The 17,040-nt window shown below is 66.5% G+C and carries 15 protein-coding genes and 1 tRNA gene; 13 read left to right on the top strand and 3 right to left on the bottom strand.

From position 1 onward, the window contains the following. Nucleotides 1-3: 3 nt before the first annotated feature. On the bottom strand, nucleotides 4-1,971 hold the full coding sequence (gene acs, locus LG299_RS05695) for an acetate--CoA ligase (RefSeq protein WP_404434017.1): 1,968 nt from the start codon (nucleotides 1,969-1,971) through the stop codon (nucleotides 4-6). Between the two features lie 423 nt (nucleotides 1,972-2,394). Between acs and LG299_RS05690 the strand changes: the two genes are divergently transcribed. The 10 genes from LG299_RS05690 to LG299_RS05645 all read left to right on the top strand — a co-directional run bounded on the left by LG299_RS05690 (nucleotide 2,395) and on the right by LG299_RS05645 (nucleotide 11,566). Next, nucleotides 2,395-3,393 (top strand): TadA family conjugal transfer-associated ATPase, encoded by a 999-nt coding sequence (locus tag LG299_RS05690; RefSeq protein ID WP_404434016.1) that lies wholly within the window; start codon nucleotides 2,395-2,397, stop codon nucleotides 3,391-3,393. Next, a complete protein-coding gene (locus LG299_RS05685; RefSeq protein ID WP_404434014.1) occupies nucleotides 3,390-4,310 on the top strand; it encodes a type II secretion system F family protein in 921 nt (306 codons plus the stop codon). Before LG299_RS05690 ends, LG299_RS05685 begins: the two co-directional genes overlap by 4 nt. Nucleotides 4,311-4,359: 49 nt before the next feature. After that, nucleotides 4,360-4,602 (top strand): DUF4244 domain-containing protein, encoded by a 243-nt coding sequence (locus LG299_RS05680; RefSeq protein ID WP_404434013.1) that lies wholly within the window; start codon nucleotides 4,360-4,362, stop codon nucleotides 4,600-4,602. After that, nucleotides 4,599-4,922 carry a TadE family type IV pilus minor pilin gene (locus tag LG299_RS05675; protein WP_404434011.1) on the top strand — a complete coding sequence of 108 codons (324 nt, stop codon included), beginning with the start codon at nucleotides 4,599-4,601 and terminating at the stop codon, nucleotides 4,920-4,922. Before LG299_RS05680 ends, LG299_RS05675 begins: the two co-directional genes overlap by 4 nt. Nucleotides 4,923-4,951: 29 nt before the next feature. After that, on the top strand, nucleotides 4,952-5,269 hold the full coding sequence (locus LG299_RS05670) for a helicase (protein WP_404434010.1): 318 nt from the start codon (nucleotides 4,952-4,954) through the stop codon (nucleotides 5,267-5,269). Nucleotides 5,270-5,337: 68 nt separating this feature from the next. Further along, complete coding sequence (gene topA / locus LG299_RS05665) at nucleotides 5,338-8,028, top strand: type I DNA topoisomerase (protein ID WP_404434008.1); 2,691 nt, start codon at nucleotides 5,338-5,340, stop codon at nucleotides 8,026-8,028. After that, nucleotides 8,025-8,645 (top strand): dTMP kinase, encoded by a 621-nt coding sequence (gene tmk, locus LG299_RS05660; protein WP_404434006.1) that lies wholly within the window; start codon nucleotides 8,025-8,027, stop codon nucleotides 8,643-8,645. Before topA ends, tmk begins: the two co-directional genes overlap by 4 nt. A gap of 33 nt (nucleotides 8,646-8,678) precedes the next feature. After that, a complete protein-coding gene (locus LG299_RS05655; protein WP_404434005.1) occupies nucleotides 8,679-9,845 on the top strand; it encodes a DNA polymerase III subunit delta' in 1,167 nt (388 codons plus the stop codon). Continuing rightward, nucleotides 9,842-11,416 (top strand): alpha/beta hydrolase, encoded by a 1,575-nt coding sequence (locus tag LG299_RS05650; protein ID WP_404434004.1) that lies wholly within the window; start codon nucleotides 9,842-9,844, stop codon nucleotides 11,414-11,416. The genes LG299_RS05655 and LG299_RS05650 overlap by 4 nt, the downstream gene beginning before the upstream one ends. A 74-nt stretch (nucleotides 11,417-11,490) precedes the next feature. After that, nucleotides 11,491-11,566, top strand: a tRNA-Thr gene (locus LG299_RS05645). A gap of 114 nt (nucleotides 11,567-11,680) precedes the next feature. Here the strand turns inward: LG299_RS05645 and LG299_RS05640 are convergent. Further along, on the bottom strand, nucleotides 11,681-12,601 hold the full coding sequence (locus LG299_RS05640) for a hypothetical protein (RefSeq protein ID WP_404434002.1): 921 nt from the start codon (nucleotides 12,599-12,601) through the stop codon (nucleotides 11,681-11,683). Between the two features lie 208 nt (nucleotides 12,602-12,809). Between LG299_RS05640 and LG299_RS05635 the strand changes: the two genes are divergently transcribed. Further along, a complete protein-coding gene (locus tag LG299_RS05635) occupies nucleotides 12,810-13,205 on the top strand; it encodes a hypothetical protein (protein WP_404434000.1) in 396 nt (131 codons plus the stop codon). A gap of 18 nt (nucleotides 13,206-13,223) precedes the next feature. Here the strand turns inward: LG299_RS05635 and LG299_RS05630 are convergent, their stop codons facing one another. Next, nucleotides 13,224-14,180: an EamA family transporter gene (locus tag LG299_RS05630; protein ID WP_404433998.1), complete on the bottom strand. Its 957-nt coding sequence runs from the start codon at nucleotides 14,178-14,180 to the stop codon at nucleotides 13,224-13,226. 49 nt (nucleotides 14,181-14,229) lie between these two features. Here LG299_RS05630 and LG299_RS05625 point away from each other — a divergent pair, with 49 nt between their 5' ends. Both LG299_RS05625 and LG299_RS05620 read left to right on the top strand, forming a co-directional pair. Further along, nucleotides 14,230-16,449, top strand: coding sequence for an MMPL family transporter (locus LG299_RS05625; RefSeq protein WP_404433996.1), 2,220 nt, complete (start codon nucleotides 14,230-14,232; stop codon nucleotides 16,447-16,449). Continuing rightward, nucleotides 16,442-17,023 carry an isochorismatase family protein gene (locus tag LG299_RS05620; protein ID WP_404433995.1) on the top strand — a complete coding sequence of 194 codons (582 nt, stop codon included), beginning with the start codon at nucleotides 16,442-16,444 and terminating at the stop codon, nucleotides 17,021-17,023. Before LG299_RS05625 ends, LG299_RS05620 begins: the two co-directional genes overlap by 8 nt. The last annotated feature ends 17 nt before the right edge of the window (nucleotides 17,024-17,040 follow it).

The raw sequence follows: 17,040 nt of genomic DNA, 5'->3' as shown, positions 1-17,040 counted from the left end.
CGCTCAGCGGACCTGCGCTGAGATGACGCTCATGACCGCCGTGTCGGCGAGAGTGGTCGTGTCGCCGACTTCGCGTCCCTCTGCGACATCTCGCAGCAATCGCCGCATGATCTTCCCCGAGCGTGTCTTGGGCAGTTCCTCGACGATGTACACGTCGCGAGGCCGCGCGATCGGCCCGATCTGGTCGCCGACCCACGCACGCAAGGATTGCGCGAGCCCGTCGGGGGAGTGCGCGGCGAGGTAGCTCTGCTTGATGATGACGAACGCCGCCACAGCCTGCCCCGTGGTCTCATCCGCCGCACCGACGACCGCCGCCTCGGCCACTGCCTCGTTCGCGACGAGCGCCGACTCGATCTCCGTGGTCGAGAGGCGGTGCCCCGAGACGTTCATGACGTCGTCGACGCGCCCGAGCAACCAGACGTCGCCGTCCTCATCGAGCCTCGCGCCGTCTCCGGCGAAATAGTAGCCCTGCGAACGGAACTTCTCCCAATACGTTTCGACGAATCGGTCGGGGTCGCCCCAGATGCCGCGCAGCATGCTCGGCCAGGGTTGCGTGACGACCAGGAGCCCGCCGTTGCCGTTGCCGACGTGCGAGCCGTCCTCGTCAACCACTTCGATCTCGACACCGGGGATCGGCACCTGGGCGGACCCTGGCTTGGTCTCGGTGACACCGGGGAGCGCTGAGATCATCATCGCCCCGGTCTCGGTCTGCCACCACGTGTCGACGATCGGCGCGGCCTTGCCGCCGATGACCTTGCGGTACCACATCCACGCTTCGGGGTTGATCGGCTCGCCCACCGAGCCGAGCAGACGCAAAGACGACAGGTCGTACTGCTCGGGGATGGCGCGTCCGAGCTTCATGAACGACCGAATCGCGGTGGGGGCGGTGTAGAGGATCGTCACGCCGTACTTCTGGATGATCTCCCACCAGCGACCGGGGTGTGGGGTGTCGGGTGTGCCCTCGTAGATGACCTGGGTCGCGCCGTTGGCGAGCGGTCCGTAGGTGACGTAGGTGTGACCGGTGATCCAGCCGATGTCGGCGGTGCACCAGAACACGTCGGTCTCGGGGTGGATGTCGTGCACCACCTTGTTCGTGAACGCGGCCTGGGTGAGGTATCCGCCGGACGTGTGCAGGATGCCCTTGGGCTTTCCGGTTGTGCCGGACGTGTACAGGATGAAGAGTGGCGATTCGGCGGGAAAGGCCTGCGCCACGTGCTCGTTCGAGGCTTGCGAAACGGCGTCGTGCCACCAGATGTCACGACCCTCGGTCCACTCCACCTCGTTCTCGCCGCGGCGGACGACCAACACATGTTCGACGGTCTCTTGGACGCCCGAGCCGTTGCGATCGGCAAGCGCAAGGTCGACAGCAGGTTTGAGTGCCGAGACCTTGCCCTTGCGGTAGCCACCATCTGCGGTGATCACGAGCTTCGCGCCGGCGTCGTCTATGCGCGAGCGCAGGCTGTCGGCCGAGAATCCGCCGAAGACCACCGAGTGGATCGCACCGATGCGGGCCACGGCGAGCATCGCTGCGATCGCCTCGGGAATCATCGGCATGTAGATCGCGACTCGGTCGCCCTCGCCGATGCCCAGCCCTTCGAGGACGTTTGCCAGTCGCTTGACCTCGTCGGTGAGTTCGGAATAGGTCACGTGCCGCGAGTCGCCGGGTTCGCCCTCCCACAGCAGTGCAACGCGGTCACCGTTGCCGGCCTCGAGGTGGCGGTCGAGGCAGTTGTACGCGACGTTGAGCGACCCGTCGGCGAACCACGTCGCGAAGGGCGGGTTCGACCAGTCGAGCACCTGCGTGAACGGAGTGTGCCAGTGCAGATCGCGCGCTTGGTCGGCCCAGAAGGCCTCGCGATCGTTCGCGGCACTCTCGTACAGCGCGCGAGTTCCCATCGCCGCCGACGCGAAATCAGCGGATGGCGGGAACCGGCGGGTCTCGGTGAGGAGGTGATCGATCTGGCTGCTCATGGGCGGCGCGCTCCTTTGCGTGCATGCGGGTCGGATGCCGCGATTCGGGCACCCGTCGAGTTGTGTCGAAATCTACCCAGTGAGGCTCGATACGCACTACCTCCGATAGTGGGTGAGGCTTCGCGCGTGGGAGCGCGTCCACGTCCAACCGATATATCAGATCACCATCATGTGAGAATGTTTGGACGCCTGCATTCGACCACGTAGGATCTTGTCCGGCCGAACATTCGATTCTGGCATCGCGACACCCGAATCACCCCCGAAATGTGGTGTCGCTTGTGGCGGCATCCCATTCCCCCCATGGGATGCCGCCCTTCTTTCTCTGCGCGCTTCGCTTCCTCCACAGTCGAGAGAACTCACGCTTCGTCCACGGATCGGCGTGCAGTACGTTTCGGCACCGGACGGCTCTCCTAGCGTCGGAGCATGCCGCAGTCGTTCGTCGCCCAACCCCGCGAGGGGGCCCGGCGTCCGAACTCGTCCGGGCCGCGGCATCCGGTGTGGGATCCGTTCGTCGCGTACCTCGACGATCCTGACGTCACCGACCTCTTCATCAACGGCAACGACGGTCTCTTCGTAGACCGCGGATCGGGTGCTGAACGGGCGGGCCAGTGGAGAGCTGCCGAAGAAGAGGTGCGAGCGCTCGCGGTGTCGCTCATCGGGCTCGGTGGACGACACATTGACGACGGGACGCCTTGTGTGGACGTGCGTGTGGACGGCGGTATTCGCATTCACGCTGTGCTGCCGCCGATCTCGGTCTCGGGTACCACGATCTCGATCCGCGTGCCTCGCCTTGCGCGGCCGACGCTGGAGGCGCTCGGACGACGCGGCATGTTCGATTCGCGGGTGAGTGAGTTCTTGACGGGGGAGGTGGCGCGGCGCGCCAACATCCTGGTGACCGGTGGTGCCGGCGCGGGCAAGACCACACTGCTCGCGGCACTGCTCTCGGGTGCCGCGCAGAGCGAGCGCATCGTCACGGTCGAAGACGTCGCTGAGCTGCAGATCGGGCACCCCCATCACGTGCGCCTCGAGGCGCGGCAGGCAAACCTCGAAGGGGCGGGCGCCATCAGCTTGGCGAGCCTGGTGCGCGAAGCACTGCGAATGCGGCCTGACCGACTGGTGGTCGGTGAATGTCGCGGTGAAGAAGTGCGTGACCTGCTGTCTGCCCTCAACACCGGCCATGACGGCGGGGCAGGCACACTCCACGCCAACGGTTTGGTCGACGTACCGGCGCGGTTGGAGGCGCTCGGCGCACTCGCCGGGCTCGACGATCGTGCGCTCGCGCGTCAGGCGGCGAGCGCCTTCGATACCGTGCTCCACGTCGAACGCGGTTCGGACGGCAGGCGGCGGCTCGTCGGTGTCGGCCGTCCGGTGATGGATTCGCAGGGTCGACTCGCCATCGAACAGCGCGAGGTGCTGCCGTGAAGCGCGCTATGGAGGCGGATGCGGCGGCCGCCGCCGACACGGTGCTCCGGTTGGCCGTGCTGTTGCAAGCTGGTGTCGCGCCGACGCGCGCCTGGGGCCACCTCGCGGAGTCGGGTGACCCGGCCGCGATCAGGGTGCGCACAGCTTTTGACGGCGGGTCGACGGCGGCTGAAGCGGTTGCACAGGCCGCGCTCCCCGCGCCGCGCCAGAATTCGCAGTCAGCGATTCAGGTGCGGGCGTGGCGCGACATCGCCGCCGCCTGGACTGTTGCCACAACCGTCGGCGCTCCGCTCGCCGAGAGTCTGCGCGGTCTCGCGTCCGCCCTTCGAGATGCGCAGGAAGCAGCCGATGAAGTGCGCGTTGCGCTGGCCGAACCGGCGGGCACCGCGCGGCTCATGGCCTGGCTTCCCCTCGTGGCTGTCGGGCTCGGGGTCGCCCTCGGCTTCGACACGCTCGGCACGTTCTTCAGCGGCCCGCTCGGCATCGCTTGTCTCGTGGGCGGAGGAGTGCTCATCGTGGCCGCGCGGTGGTGGAGCGGCTCGCTTGTGCGCCGCGCCGAGGCTGGCGCGGGTATCCCCGGGCTCGACGCCGAACTCCTCGCCATCGGGTTGAGCGGAGGCGTATCGATCGACCGCGCGCGGGCGGCCGTGCAGGCCGCGACGGGCTCGCCTGCCGGACCCGAGACCGACGCCGTGCTCGCTCTCTCGCACAGCGCCGGGGTACCCGCGGTCGAGTTGCTCCGTGCCGCCGGCTCGCTCGCTCGCCACCGAGCGCGAGTCGAGGGAAAGTTGCGCGCCGCGCGCTTGTCGACCCGACTGCTGCTTCCACTCGGCGTCTGCACTCTCCCGGCATTCCTACTCCTCGGCGTAGCACCGATGTTGCTGAGTGTGATGTCGACGATGCCGCTCAGCTTTTAGACCCCATGACGTGCCCACCCATCTATCTCTCACCACGATCGGAGTTCGAATGTTCACTTCACCCACCACTCACCTCACCGTCCCGCCGCTGACACGTCGGCGTGCGGAACGTCTCTTCGGCGACCGCTCGGCACTCACCGCCGGCAACGACACCGGAGCGGCAACCGCCGAGTACGCCATCGCCACGATGGCAGCCGTCGCGTTTGCCGGGCTGCTCGTCGTGATCATGCGCAGCGACGAGGTGCGCGGCATCCTGACCGATCTCGTGCGCCGCGCGCTCACGGTCGCATGACGCGCGATGACCGAGGTTCGGTCGTCGCCGAGTTCGCCGTCGCTCTCCCCGCGGTCGCTCTCGTCCTGCTTCTGGGCGTCGGAACCCTCGGCGCCGCGGGGCGGCACGTGCGGCTTCAGGATGCCTCAGCCGACGCGGCGCGGCTGGTCGCACGTGGCGAGTCCGATGATCGCGCGCGCCAAGCAGTGACGGCTGCGGTCTCGGACTCGGTCACAACCATCCACGCACGCGGCGATCTCGTCTGCGTGTCAGCGTCGGCGCCGGCGCTCCTCGCCCTGCGGGTCTCGGTCGAGAGTTGCGCGCTGGCGGGCGGCTTCTGAATGCGGAACTCACGCATGAGGTCGCTCTGATGGCGGGATCGACCGTCGTCGTGGGAGTTGTGGCGTGCTCTGCACTCCTGACAATCGGGCTCGTCACCGCAGGTGCGGCCGCCGTCCTCGGCCAGCGATTGGCCGGGGCGGCGGACGCTGCAGCACTTGCGGCGGCGGATGCAGCATCCGGAGCAATCGTCGGCGAACCGTGCCGGCGCGCCGACGAGATCGCGACCGCACTCGGTGTCGCGGTGACGGCGTGCAACCTCGACCTGTTGACGGCCACCGTAACCGTCTCCGCACCCTTCGGGCACCTCACTGGGAGTGCCTCGGCGCGGGCGGGCCCGCCGCCGTGATTCACTCTTCACAGGTTGCACCCCGGTAAACGGCGTGTATGGTGTGCGACGACGAAAGGATGCCCCCGTTGGCAGATGGCAAGAAGCTCGTAATCGTGGAGTCCCCGACCAAGATGCGGTCGATTCAGGGGTATCTCGGCGATGGCTACGAGGTGTTGAGCTCGGTCGGGCACATCCGCGACCTTGCCGATCGCAAGTCGATTCCCGCTGACCTGAAGAAGACTTCGGTGGGCAAGTACTCCATCGACATCGAGAACGACTTCACTCCTTACTACGTCGAGTCCGAGCGCGGAAAGAAGACGGTCGCCGAGCTCAAGCGCGCGCTCAAGAATGCCGACGAGCTCTTGCTGGCCACGGATGAGGACCGCGAGGGCGAGGCCATCGCGTGGCACCTGCTGGAGGCGCTCAAGCCCAAGGTTCCGGTCAAGCGGATGGTCTTCCACGAGATCACCAAGGACGCGATCAACGCTGCGGTCCAGAACACGCGCGAGCTCGATCTGCACCTCGTCGACGCGCAGGAGACACGCCGTATCCTCGACCGTCTTTACGGGTGGGACGTTTCGGACGTCACGCGCCGCAAGGTGGGCCAGGGCACATCGGCCGGCCGCGTCCAGTCCGCAGCGACACGACTGGTCGTGGACCGCGAGCGTGAGCGCATGGCGTTCATCTCGGCCTCGTACTGGGATCTCGAAGCTCTCGCCGTGAAGTCCGCAGAGTCCTTCACGACTCGCCTTGCCCGTATCGACGGTGCCCCGCTGGCTCGTGGCACCGACTTCGACGACAAGGGCAACTTGAAGAAGGCCGTGGTCGTGCTCGACGAAACACGGGCACGGGCGCTCGCGACCGCGGTCGCGGCGGTGGGCGAAGCATCCGTCTCGAATCTCGAATCCAAGCCCGGTACCCGCAGCCCCAAGCCGCCGTTCACGACCTCGACGTTGCAGCAAGAGGCCGGGCGCAAGCTGTCGATGAGCGCAAAGCACGCGATGAGCGTCGCCCAGCGTCTCTACGAAAAGGGCTTCATCACGTATATGCGTACCGACTCCACCGCGTTGAGCGCCCAGGCGGTGCAGGCGGCGCGCGCGCAGGCGGTCTCGCTGTACGGCGACAAGGCCGTGCCGGCCAACCCGCGCACCTACCGCAACAACAGCAAGAACGCGCAAGAGGCGCACGAGGCGATTCGTCCGTCGGGTGAAGACTTCCGCATCCCGTCGTCGGTGTCGGGAGAACTCGACCGCGACGAGCAACGCATGTACGACCTGATCTGGAAGCGCACGATCGCCAGCCAGATGTCGGACGCGAAGTACGAAACCACGACGGTCACGCTCGCGCTCGACGCGGGGAGCGAGCGCGCCGAGTTCACCGCATCCGGAACGGTCTATACATTCAAGGGCTTCTTGGAAGCCTACGAAGAGGGCCGCGACGAGAAGCGCGCCGACGCAGACAAGGCCGACGATCAGTCGCTGCCGATCCTGGCCGTGGGCGACGTCCTGCGTCTGAAGGACGTCGACGCCAAAGGCCACTCGACCAGCCCGAAGCCGCGCTACACCGAAGCATCGTTGGTGAAGGCGCTCGAAGAGAAGGGTATCGGCCGGCCGTCGACGTTCGCGAGCATCATCGACGTCATCATCAACCGCGGCTACGTCACCAAGCGCGGCCAGGCACTTGTTCCCAGCTGGCTGGCATTCAGCATCGTTCGTCTGCTCGAGCAGCACTTCGCCGACCTCGTGGACTACGACTTCACCGCGGCACTCGAAGACGACCTCGATGCCATCGCGCGCGGCGAGCAGAAGCGCGCCGAATGGCTCAAGGACTTCTACTTCGGCTCGGAGTCGCACATCGGCCTGCGCAACATCGTCGACAACCTCGGTGAGATCGACGCGCGGGAACTGAACGCGACGAAGATTTCGGATGCTGCGACCGTCCGATTCGGGCGCTACGGGCCGTACCTCGATGTCACGGATCCCGCCAACCCCGAGGCCGAACCGCGCCGAGTGAACATCCCCGACGATCTCGCACCGGATGAGCTCACGGCCGAGAGAGCGCAGGAGATCATCGACGCTCCGGTCGCGGGCAACCGAGTGCTGGGCGAGCACCCCGAGACCGGTCGGCTCATCGTGGTCAAGGACGGTCGGTTCGGCCCGTACCTCGAGGAGGAATTGCCCGAAGAGGTCGCCCTGATCGACGAGGCGACGGGTGAAGTCGTCGCACCGAAGAAGCGCACGACGAAGAAGGATTCCGCGCCCAAACCGCGCCGCGCGTCACTGTTCAAGTCCATGTCGCCCGAAACGATCGACCTCGACACGGCGTTGCAGTTGCTGGCGCTTCCGCGCACGGTGGGCATCGACCCCGAGACCGAGCAGCCCATCACCGCGCAGAACGGTCCCTACGGCCCGTACATCAAGAAGGGCACCGACTCGCGGACGATCGACAGCGAGCAGCTCATCTTCGACATCACGCTCGAACAGGCGCTCGCGATCTACGCGCTGCCCAAGTACGGCGCGAAACGTCCGTCCAGCGCGCTGAAGGAGTTCGAGAACGACCCCGTCAGCGAGAAGCCGATCAAGATCAAGGACGGGCGTTTCGGTGCGTACGTGACCGATGGCGTCACGAACGTCACGATTCCGCGTGGACAGATGCCCGACGACATCACGTTCGAGATCGCCGTGCAGATGCTCGCCGACAAGCGCGCGAAGGGACCCGCTCCCAAACGCACGACCACGCGCAAGGCTCCGGCACGCAAGGCGCCGGCGAAGAAGTGACGGCATGTTGGATCACGCTCGAGGGTGGTGACGGCGCCGGAAAGACCACTCAGGCGGCACTGCTGGAGGAGTGGCTCGCCGAGGCGGGTCACACGGTCGTGCGCACGCGCGAACCCGGCGGGACCGAAGTCGGTCTTTTGCTTCGTGAGATCGTCCTGCACCATCGCGGTGAAGTGACCGACCGCACCGAAGCATTGTTGTACGCGGCCGATCGTGCTCAACACGTCGCGACCGTCGTGCGCCCGGCGCTCGGTCGCGGCGAGATCGTCATTCAGGATCGCTATCTCGACTCATCGGTGGCCTACCAGGGTGCAGGTCGCGTGCTGGGCCGCGAAGAGGTCCGCAATCTGTCGCTGTGGGCAGCCGAAGGCCTGTTGCCCGACCTCACGGTGCTGCTCGACCTCGATCCCGACGCGGCACGTTCGCGCCTCGACGCCGACGACAAACCGTTTGATCGCCTCGAGTCCGAGCGGCACGACTTCCACCGCCGCGTGCGTGCCGAGTTCCTTGTGCTGGCCGAAGCGGAGCCAGAGCGGTTTCTCGTGCTGGACGCCAGCCGCCCGGTCGACGAGCTCGCGGCCGCTGTGCGCGAGCGCGTCACTGTGCTCCTGCCGTAAGCGCCGTCGGCGGGCGCGGTTAGGCTGATCCACATGGAAACTCAGGCCGTTGCGGACGCGCCGGTCGTCGTGCCCTGGGGTGCTGTGTGGGGGCAGGACGAAGCGGTTCGCGCTCTGCAAGACGCGGTCGCTGACCCCGCGAGCATGACCCATGCCTGGTTGATCACCGGTCCGCCGGGATCAGGTCGCTCCACCCTCGCGTACGCCTTCGCCGCCGCGCTGATCGCTGAGCCGGGCGACGAGGCGGCGATGCGCCAGGTGCTCGCGCGAACGCACCCTGATCTGACGTCGCTGCGCACCGAGCAGGTCATCATTCGCATCGACGAAGCGCGGCAACTGGTCGAGCGGGCCTATTTCGCGCCGTCGGTGGGTCGTCACCGGGTGATCATCGTAGAGGATGCTGATCGCATGGCCGAACGCACCTCCAACGTGCTGCTGAAGGCGCTCGAAGAGCCGCCCGAGCGGACCGTGTGGGTGCTCTGCGCGCCGAGTGACGCTGATCTCCTGCCGACGATCCGTTCCCGCGTGCGCACGCTGCGTCTGAACGAACCGGACGTCGCTGACGTTGCGCGGCTCATCGTTACGCGCACGGGCGCTGATCCTGCGGTCGCCGAGCAGTCCGCGCGGCACGCGCAACGCCACATCGGCATGGCCCAGCGATTGGCGACGGACGAACCGGCACGACGGCGCCGCGATGAGACCCTGCGCGGGGCGCTCGGGGTGCGGGGGGTCGGTGACGCGGTCGAGGTGGCCGGGCGGATCGTACAGGCCGCGACCGAAGACGCCAAAGCCCTCACTGCCGAGCGCGACGAGTCCGAACGCTCGAGCATGCTGCGCACCATGGGGATCGCCGATGGCGCCCCCGTGCCCCCGGCCGTGCGGTCGCAACTCACCGCGCTCGAAGAAGACCAGAAGCGCCGGGCGACGCGGAGCCTTCGCGACGGAATCGACCGTGTGTTGACGGATTTGCAGTCGATGTTTCGCGACATTCTGATGATCCAGTTCGGCCGGGACTCTGACCTGATCAATCGTGAACTCGAGTCCGAGCTTCGCGCCGTTGCGGCAGCGTGGAGCATCGATCGCACACTGGTTGTAGTGGATCGGATCGCCGAAACGCGTCGCAACCTCGAACAGAATGTCGCGCCGGTTCTGGCGTTGGAGAGCATGCTCGTGACTGTCGCGAGTGGAAGGACCCTGTGAGCACCCGAACCTCGTCACCGAGCACACGACGTCGCGCGGGCCGCGCCTGGGGCGTCGTTGCGGCGCTGGCAGCGGCATCCCTCCTCCTCAGCGGATGTCTGTCGGCGTTGATTCCCGAAGAGAGCCAGCGACCCGCCGCCTCGAGTCCTTCCCCCGACACGTCGGGGGTGTCGGCTGCGCTCTTGCCCTTCTACGAGCAGAATCTGGGGTGGTCGGACTGTGGTGCGCAGCTCGATTGCACCATGGTCACGGCGCCGCTCGATTGGTCGGACCCCGGCAAAGGCGAGATCCAGCTGTCGGTCATCCGGCATCGCGCGAATGACGGAAACCCGGTCGGGTCGCTCTTGACCAATCCCGGCGGGCCTGGTGCCAGTGGTGTCGCGCTCATTCGTGACTCGCTGTCGTTCGCCGTAGGAACCGATGTCTCGCGAGTCTTCGACGTCATCGGGTTCGACCCGCGCGGGGTGGGGGAGTCCTCGGCGGTCACGTGCTTCGACTCCGCCGACATGGACTCCTACCTGTTCGATTTTGCGCCCGGTGCGCGAGGGTCCACCGAGTGGGAGGCGTCGCTGAACGCCGCGCACCAGCGGTTTGCCGACGCCTGCCAGGCGAACAGCGATGGCATTCTGCAGTACATCACCACCCATAACTCGGCCCACGACATGGATCTTCTCCGCGCCGTCCTCGGGGACTCGAAGCTGAACTACCTCGGGTACTCCTACGGCACATTCCTCGGCGCAACCTACGCCGAGCTCTACCCCGACCGCGTGGGGCGGCTGGTGCTCGATGGGGCGATCGACCCCTCGGTATCGGGCATCGAAGTGTCGACGACGCAGGCGCTCGGGTTCGAGTCCGCCCTCCGGGCGTACATGGCCGACTGTCTGACCAGTCAGGATTGCCCCTTCCGCGGCACCGTCGACGAGGCGATGAGCGATCTGGCCACACTGTTGGCGAGCGTCGACAGCATGCCGCTTCCCGCCGCGGACGGACGCATCTTGGGCGCCGACTCGCTGATGACCGCGATCGTGGCTGCGCTGTACTCGAAAGGCAACTGGCAGTACCTGTCCGTCGCGCTCACCGATGCGCTCGCCGGCGATCCCGAGTTCGCGTTCGTACTCGCCGACTTCTACTACAACCGTGAGAACGGGGAGTACCTCGATAACTCGACCGAGGCTTTCCGTGCGTACAACTGCATGGACTACCCCGCAGACGGCACTGAGGCGGATGCCGCAGCATCCCAAGCCACCATTGAAGAGGGCGCCCCGACGGTCGCTCCGTACTGGTCAGGACCGGATGCCTGCGCCGCGTGGCCGTTCCCGCCGACGGGGACGCGAGGAGCGATCGCGGCTGCGGGCGCGGCGCCGATTCTGGTCATCGGGACGACCAACGACCCCGCGACGCCCTACGAATGGTCCGTCGCACTCGCTGAGCAGCTCGAGTCGGGAGTGCTGATCACGCGCGTAGGCGAGGGACACACGGGCTACAACAAGGGCAACGCCTGCGTGGATGATGCGGTGGACGCCTACCTGATCGAGGGCATCGTTCCCGCGGACGACCTGCGCTGCGAGTAGTCGGTCCGCGTGCGTTCGCCAGGGCTCACGAGAGCCTGTAAGATCGGTGATCGTGCGTAGCGCAAGCGACGCGCGCCACCTTAGCTCAGTCGGCAGAGCATCTCACTCGTAATGAGAAGGTCGAGAGTTCGATTCTCTCAGGTGGCTCCACATTCCGCTGGTCACATGTGCTTCGTCTGATTCCGGAGGGATCACACCGTTGCGATTGGACAAGCCGGGCAGCGCGGCCGCTGAGGCGCGATGGGCTCAGCTGGGTTCCGGCGTTCACTGTTCGATGAAGCGCACCGGATAGTCGGCTAGGTGCAGCCCTGAGGCACGGATACTCTCTTCGATCGCCGCGTGCTCGTCGTCCGGGGCGACGATCTGCACCTTCTCGATTCCGTCGGCTTGCGCACCGTCCGGGTCGGCCCAGAAGCTTCGGACTGAGTGAAGTTCCGTGAGTTCGGTGAGCAGCGCCAGATATTCCTGACTCTCGCCGGGCTCGAGGACGACGCCGAGATTTTCCGAGCTGATCTCGACCGGGTTGTCGGCATCGAGACCGGCTGCGGCGAGCAGTTCATTTGCGTGCTCGACGAGCGGCAGAACTTGGGTGAATCCGCCCTCGACTACGACGAGAGCGAACCGTCCGTTGTCCCAGATCGCCGGCTGAACGGCGAGACCAGGGGCCACCCGGTCGAGTTCGTCGACGAGCGATGCTCCGTCGAACCCGAAATCTGGACACCGAGCTTGGCTGACTGCCGCATTCGAGTCGGTCGCGTCCGCGTGAAACGACACTTCGGTTGCCGCGGGTGTCCGCACACGGATCGACCAAGTGACAGGGTCGGGGTAGTCGGCGGAACAGGCGGCCTCGAGCAGGCCGGGTAGCCCGGACTCCTCCACGCTGACGGACATCCACGACGTGGGGGATGAGAACGTCGGCGCTTCGACCCATCGTTCCTTGTCGACGCCGTCGACGCCCGGAAGGCTCCCGACCTGGCGCTCAAAGTCGTCGAACTCCTGACTCGGCCGCTCGAAGTGCGTTTCGTCGACCATCCACGCCAACAGCACGAGGACACCGATCACGACGCCAGCGATCGCTAGAACCAAGACCGATAGCGACACGCGCTTCACGATCCTCGTGCGCCGGAGATCCTGGTGGTGCTCCTCGGCCGTGCGGTCTGTGTTCGCAGTGAGCGTCGTTGACATCGAATCGCCTCCTGAGAAACCCGTCGTTCATTCGCATCGAACGTAGCGTGCGCCGGTGACGCCAACCTGCCCACCCTCCAAACTCAAGGCGAACGTTGGGGGAGTCGCCGTCGGACCGTCACGTAGAATCGACAGCACACCACGTTCGTCGGAGCCCGGAAATCCCCGACGAAACACGGTGATTCGGGACGAGACATCGAGGAGCGTCGTGCCCACTCACGCGATCGATGCGATCCTTGAGATCTTCACGTGGGTCGGGCTCGGCATGGGCGTGCTGGTGGGTGTGCTCACCGTGATCGTCCGGGTGGCCGACGGAACGTGGGTGCCCGCACAGATCGTGATCGGCGAGGACGAGCACGGGCGTATTGCGCGGTGGTTCGGCGATGACGGGCAGGTCGGTCAAGCGCGGCTGAGCCACGAGCAAGAGCACGCCCTCGCAGGCAGCGAGACAGCACACGCCTTTGTGCGCAGAGGCCGCAGCGACCGCGTGCGCTTGTCGCCCGGTTCCCCCGCTGTGCGAGGGCTGTCGTGGCTCACGATCGGGTTTCTCGCGCTGGGTGCGCTTGCTGCGCTCGGCTCCCTGATCATGCTGTTCGTGCGCTGACTCACCACCCCACACTGCTCAGGCGAGCGCGAGCATTCCTCCTGCGACGAGCGCGAGCGAGAGACCCGCCCACTGCACCACCGCGACGCGTTCACGAAGCACGACGGCGGCCAGCAGAATCGTGCCGGCCGGATAGAGCGCGGTCAGCGCGGCCACGATCGACAGGTCGCCCAGGCGCAGCGCGACCAGCATGAGTGCGTTGGCGGCAGCATCCAACACTCCGCACAGAATCGCGAGCCACCAGGCGCGCGTGCGCGTCATCGCGGCGGGAGCGTCAACCTGCACCGCATGCTCGAGGTCGGCGTGACCGGTCGGGGTCGCACCCACTGCCCATCCAGACGCGTCGAGGACGGATGCTGCGGCACGGCCCCGATGCACAGCGACGAACACCATCGTCATGATGATGATCGAGGTGATGACGAGGTTGACCGCACGTGAGACGACCAGCGGCCCGAGACCGCTCTCCGGGCTGGTCTGGTCGATGACGATCAAGAACCCGCCGATCGCCAAGCCGGCACCGATAGCCATCAAGATGCCGCGGAGGGATGGCCTCACGACCGCGCCGCCCGGAATGAAGCCGACGAGCACTACTGCGACGAGGGCGACTCCGAGCCCGGCGTAGCCGATGGGGGCGAGTGTTTCGCCGCTGACGAGCAACCCCCACAGCATCGGTGCGATCGCCGAGACGACGGCAGTGAGGGGTGAAAGGATGCTCATCGGGCCGATCGCGAGGCACGCGTACAGCAGCGCGAGCGCGATGACGCCGAAAATGCCGGCGAGGGCACCCCACATCACGTCTTCGACCGACCACACGCCGCCGAGGATCGGCAGTGCGAGGAGCAACGCGGTGATGCCACCGATGGCCGATATCGCGGTCACAACGATCGAGCGCAACCGGCGCGCGGCGAGCCCCCCGAGGAAGTCGGCAGATCCGTAAACGACGGCGCCCACGAGCGCGAGGAGGGCCGAGACCATAGTGGTCCCACCCTAGCTTCGGCGGAACTTTGCTAGCTAACCTAGCGAAGTGACCTCTCCTCATCACGCGCGGCGTGAACCCAGCCGATGGCTACGCATCGGCATTCCCGTCGTCCTGGTTCTCGTCTGGCTCACGCTGGGGTCGATCGGTGGTCCGTATTTCGGCAAGGTCGACGAGGTGTCGACGAACAGCCAGTCGTCCTTCCTTCCCGAGAGCGCCGACGCGACGCAGGTGAGTGAGCGCCTGCCCGACTTTCTGGGGGACGACAGCATCCCCGCGGTAGTGGTGATCACCGCCGGCACTCCGCTCACCGATGAGCAGCTGGCCGAGATCCAGACCTTCACCGATGAGGTCGCGGCCGTGCCGGGCGTCGTCGAAGGGGTCTCACCGCCGTTGCAATCCGAGGACGGCGAGGCCGTGCAGATCTTCGTGCCGATCGACGCCTCGGGCGAGGTGCGGGAGAGCGTCGAAGAGATCCGAACCCTTGTGGCGGACGAACTCCCTGAAGGCCTCGAAGGCTGGGTCACGGGGCCGGCCGGTTTCACCGCGGACCTCGCCAAGGGCTTCCTTGGTATCGACGGGCTGTTGCTGATCGTCGCGCTCCTCGCGGTGTTCGTCATCCTGGTGATCGTCTACCGCTCGCCGTTGCTCCCGGTGCTCGTGCTGCTGACGTCGGTCTTCGCGCTGTGCGTTGCGCTGCTGACCGTCTGGTGGCTCGCGTATTTCGACGTGTTCGTGCTGAACGGTCAGGTGCAAGGCATCCTGTTCATCCTCGTTATCGGGGCGGCAACCGACTATGCCCTGCTGTACGTCGCGCGCTTCCGTGAGGCGATCGGTGAGGGTCGTACGAAGTGGGATGCCACCACCACCGCGTGGAGGGGCGCGTTCGAACCCATCATCGCGTCCGGCGGGACGGTGATCGCGGGGCTGCTGTGCCTGTTACTGTCCGACCTCGCGACCAACCGCGCATTGGGGCCGATCGCGTCGATCGGCATCGCCTTCTCCGTTCTGGCAGCGCTCACGTTCTTGCCGGCCCTGCTGGGGATCTTCGGCAAGGCCGCGTTCTGGCCGTTCATTCCGAAGCACGGGCTCACAGACCTCCCCGATGACCTCACCCAGCCGGTGTCGGGCATCTGGCAGCGTCAGGCGCGGTTCATCGCCCGCCACGCGCGGGTTGTCTGGATCGCCTCGACCGTGCTTCTCCTCGCCGCCTCAGTGGGCGTGTTGCAGCTCAAAGCCGACGGCGTGCCCACGAGCGAATTCGTCCTGGGCGCGTCCGAGGCGCGCGACGGCCAGGCTGTCCTCGCGGAGCACTTCCCGGCAGGTTCCGGCAGCCCCGTCTACGTCATCGCGCCCGAGTCCGGCCTCGCCGACGTCGTCACCGTGCTCGAAGACAGTGGCGGCATCGACTCCGTCGCGGTGGCGTCCGAAGACTCTCCCTCCGGGCAGGCCGGTGTGACCGTCGAAGACGGCGACGCGGTCTTCACCGCTGCTGGCCCTCCTGGTACTCCCGCTCCGACACCTACCGTCTCGGAGGGCGACGTGCTGGTGATTGCGACGTTGACGGATGCTGCCGACTCCGTCGCCGCCGAAGAAACCGTGCGTGACCTTCGGGGGAGTTTCGCAGACGCGGGGTCGACCGCGCTCGTGGGCGGAGTGACGGCGACCGACATCGACTCGAACGACACGTCGATCCGCGATCGGACCCTGATCATTCCGATCGTTCTGCTCGTGATACTGCTCATTCTCATGCTGCTGTTGCGAGCAGTCCTTGCGCCCGTGCTGCTCATCCTCAGCGTCATCCTGTCGTTCGGCGCGGCTCTGGGGATCAGCGCCCTCGTGTTCAACCACGTCCTGGGATTCCCGGGCGGCGATCCTTCCGTGCCCCTGTTCGGCTTCGTCTTCTTGGTGGCGCTCGGAGTGGATTACAACATCTTCCTCATGTCGCGCGTGCGCGAAGAGTCGTTGATCCACGGCACGCGCCCCGGCATCCTGCGCGGTCTCGTGGCCACCGGTGGCGTGATCACCTCGGCAGGGCTGGTACTCGCGGCCACGTTCGCAGCTCTCGGGGTCATCCCGATCCTGTTCCTCGCCCAGATCGCCTTCATCGTCGCCTTCGGTGTGTTGCTCGACACCTTCATCGTGCGGTCTTTCCTCGTGCCGGCGGCCACCTACGACATCGGGCGGGCGATCTGGTGGCCCTCGAAGCTCTCGCGGCGGGACGGGAGCGCGACGGAGGCGACCGGCGTACCCTCGAATCATGAGTAGGGCACTGTTCATCGTCGACGTCCAGAACGATTTCACCGAGGGTGGCGCACTCGGTGTCGAGGGTGGGTATGCGGTTGCCGCCGCAATCTCGCGCTTTCTCGTCACCCACGCCGAGGAGTACGCGGTGATCGTCGCGTCCCGCGACTGGCATCATCCCGAAGGTGACAACGGCGGGCACTTCGCCGCCGGTGAGCCCGACTTCGTCGAAACGTGGCCCGTGCACTGCGTGGCTGACACGGCGGGTGCCGAGTACGACCCAGGGTTTGTGACGGATGCTGTCACCCACCACGTGAAGAAGGGTCACGGCATGCCTGCTTACTCGCTCTTTGAGGGCACGACAGAGGAGGGCGACACGGTCGCCGCACTTCTCGAGGCCCACGGGGTGGTCGATGTCGACATCGCCGGTATCGCGACGGACTACTGCGTGCTGGCCTCGGCGCGCGACGCCATCGAGCACGGCCGGCACGTCCGCATCTTCACCGATCTCATCGCGGGTGTCGCGCCGGAATCGAGCGAGGCGGCATTGGCTGAGCTTGCTCACGCGGGTGCTGTGCTCGCCGAGTCAGGGGCCTGACATCGGCCTGACACTCG

Origin of the sequence: Microbacterium lacus (assembly GCF_044794305.1) — a bacterium.
GTDB classification, from domain to species: Bacteria; Actinomycetota; Actinomycetes; order Actinomycetales; family Microbacteriaceae; genus Microbacterium; species Microbacterium lacus_B.
This window is presented reverse-complemented; position numbering and strand designations above follow the sequence as displayed.

What these genes read in the sequence shown, in the direction of transcription:
- LG299_RS05670 (WP_404434010.1), top strand. Translation starts at nt 4,952, where the DNA reads ATGGCGGGATCGACCGTCGTCGTGGGAGTTGTGGCGTGCTCTGCACTC.
- LG299_RS05675 (WP_404434011.1), top strand. Translation starts at nt 4,599, where the DNA reads ATGACGCGCGATGACCGAGGTTCGGTCGTCGCCGAGTTCGCCGTCGCT.
- acs (WP_404434017.1), bottom strand. Translation starts at nt 1,971, where the DNA reads ATGAGCAGCCAGATCGATCACCTCCTCACCGAGACCCGCCGGTTCCCG.
- LG299_RS05630 (WP_404433998.1), bottom strand. Translation starts at nt 14,180, where the DNA reads ATGGTCTCGGCCCTCCTCGCGCTCGTGGGCGCCGTCGTTTACGGATCT.
- LG299_RS05655 (WP_404434005.1), top strand. Translation starts at nt 8,679, where the DNA reads ATGGAAACTCAGGCCGTTGCGGACGCGCCGGTCGTCGTGCCCTGGGGT.
- LG299_RS05620 (WP_404433995.1), top strand. Translation starts at nt 16,442, where the DNA reads ATGAGTAGGGCACTGTTCATCGTCGACGTCCAGAACGATTTCACCGAG.
- LG299_RS05690 (WP_404434016.1), top strand. Translation starts at nt 2,395, where the DNA reads ATGCCGCAGTCGTTCGTCGCCCAACCCCGCGAGGGGGCCCGGCGTCCG.
- LG299_RS05680 (WP_404434013.1), top strand. Translation starts at nt 4,360, where the DNA reads ATGTTCACTTCACCCACCACTCACCTCACCGTCCCGCCGCTGACACGT.
- LG299_RS05640 (WP_404434002.1), bottom strand. Translation starts at nt 12,601, where the DNA reads ATGTCAACGACGCTCACTGCGAACACAGACCGCACGGCCGAGGAGCAC.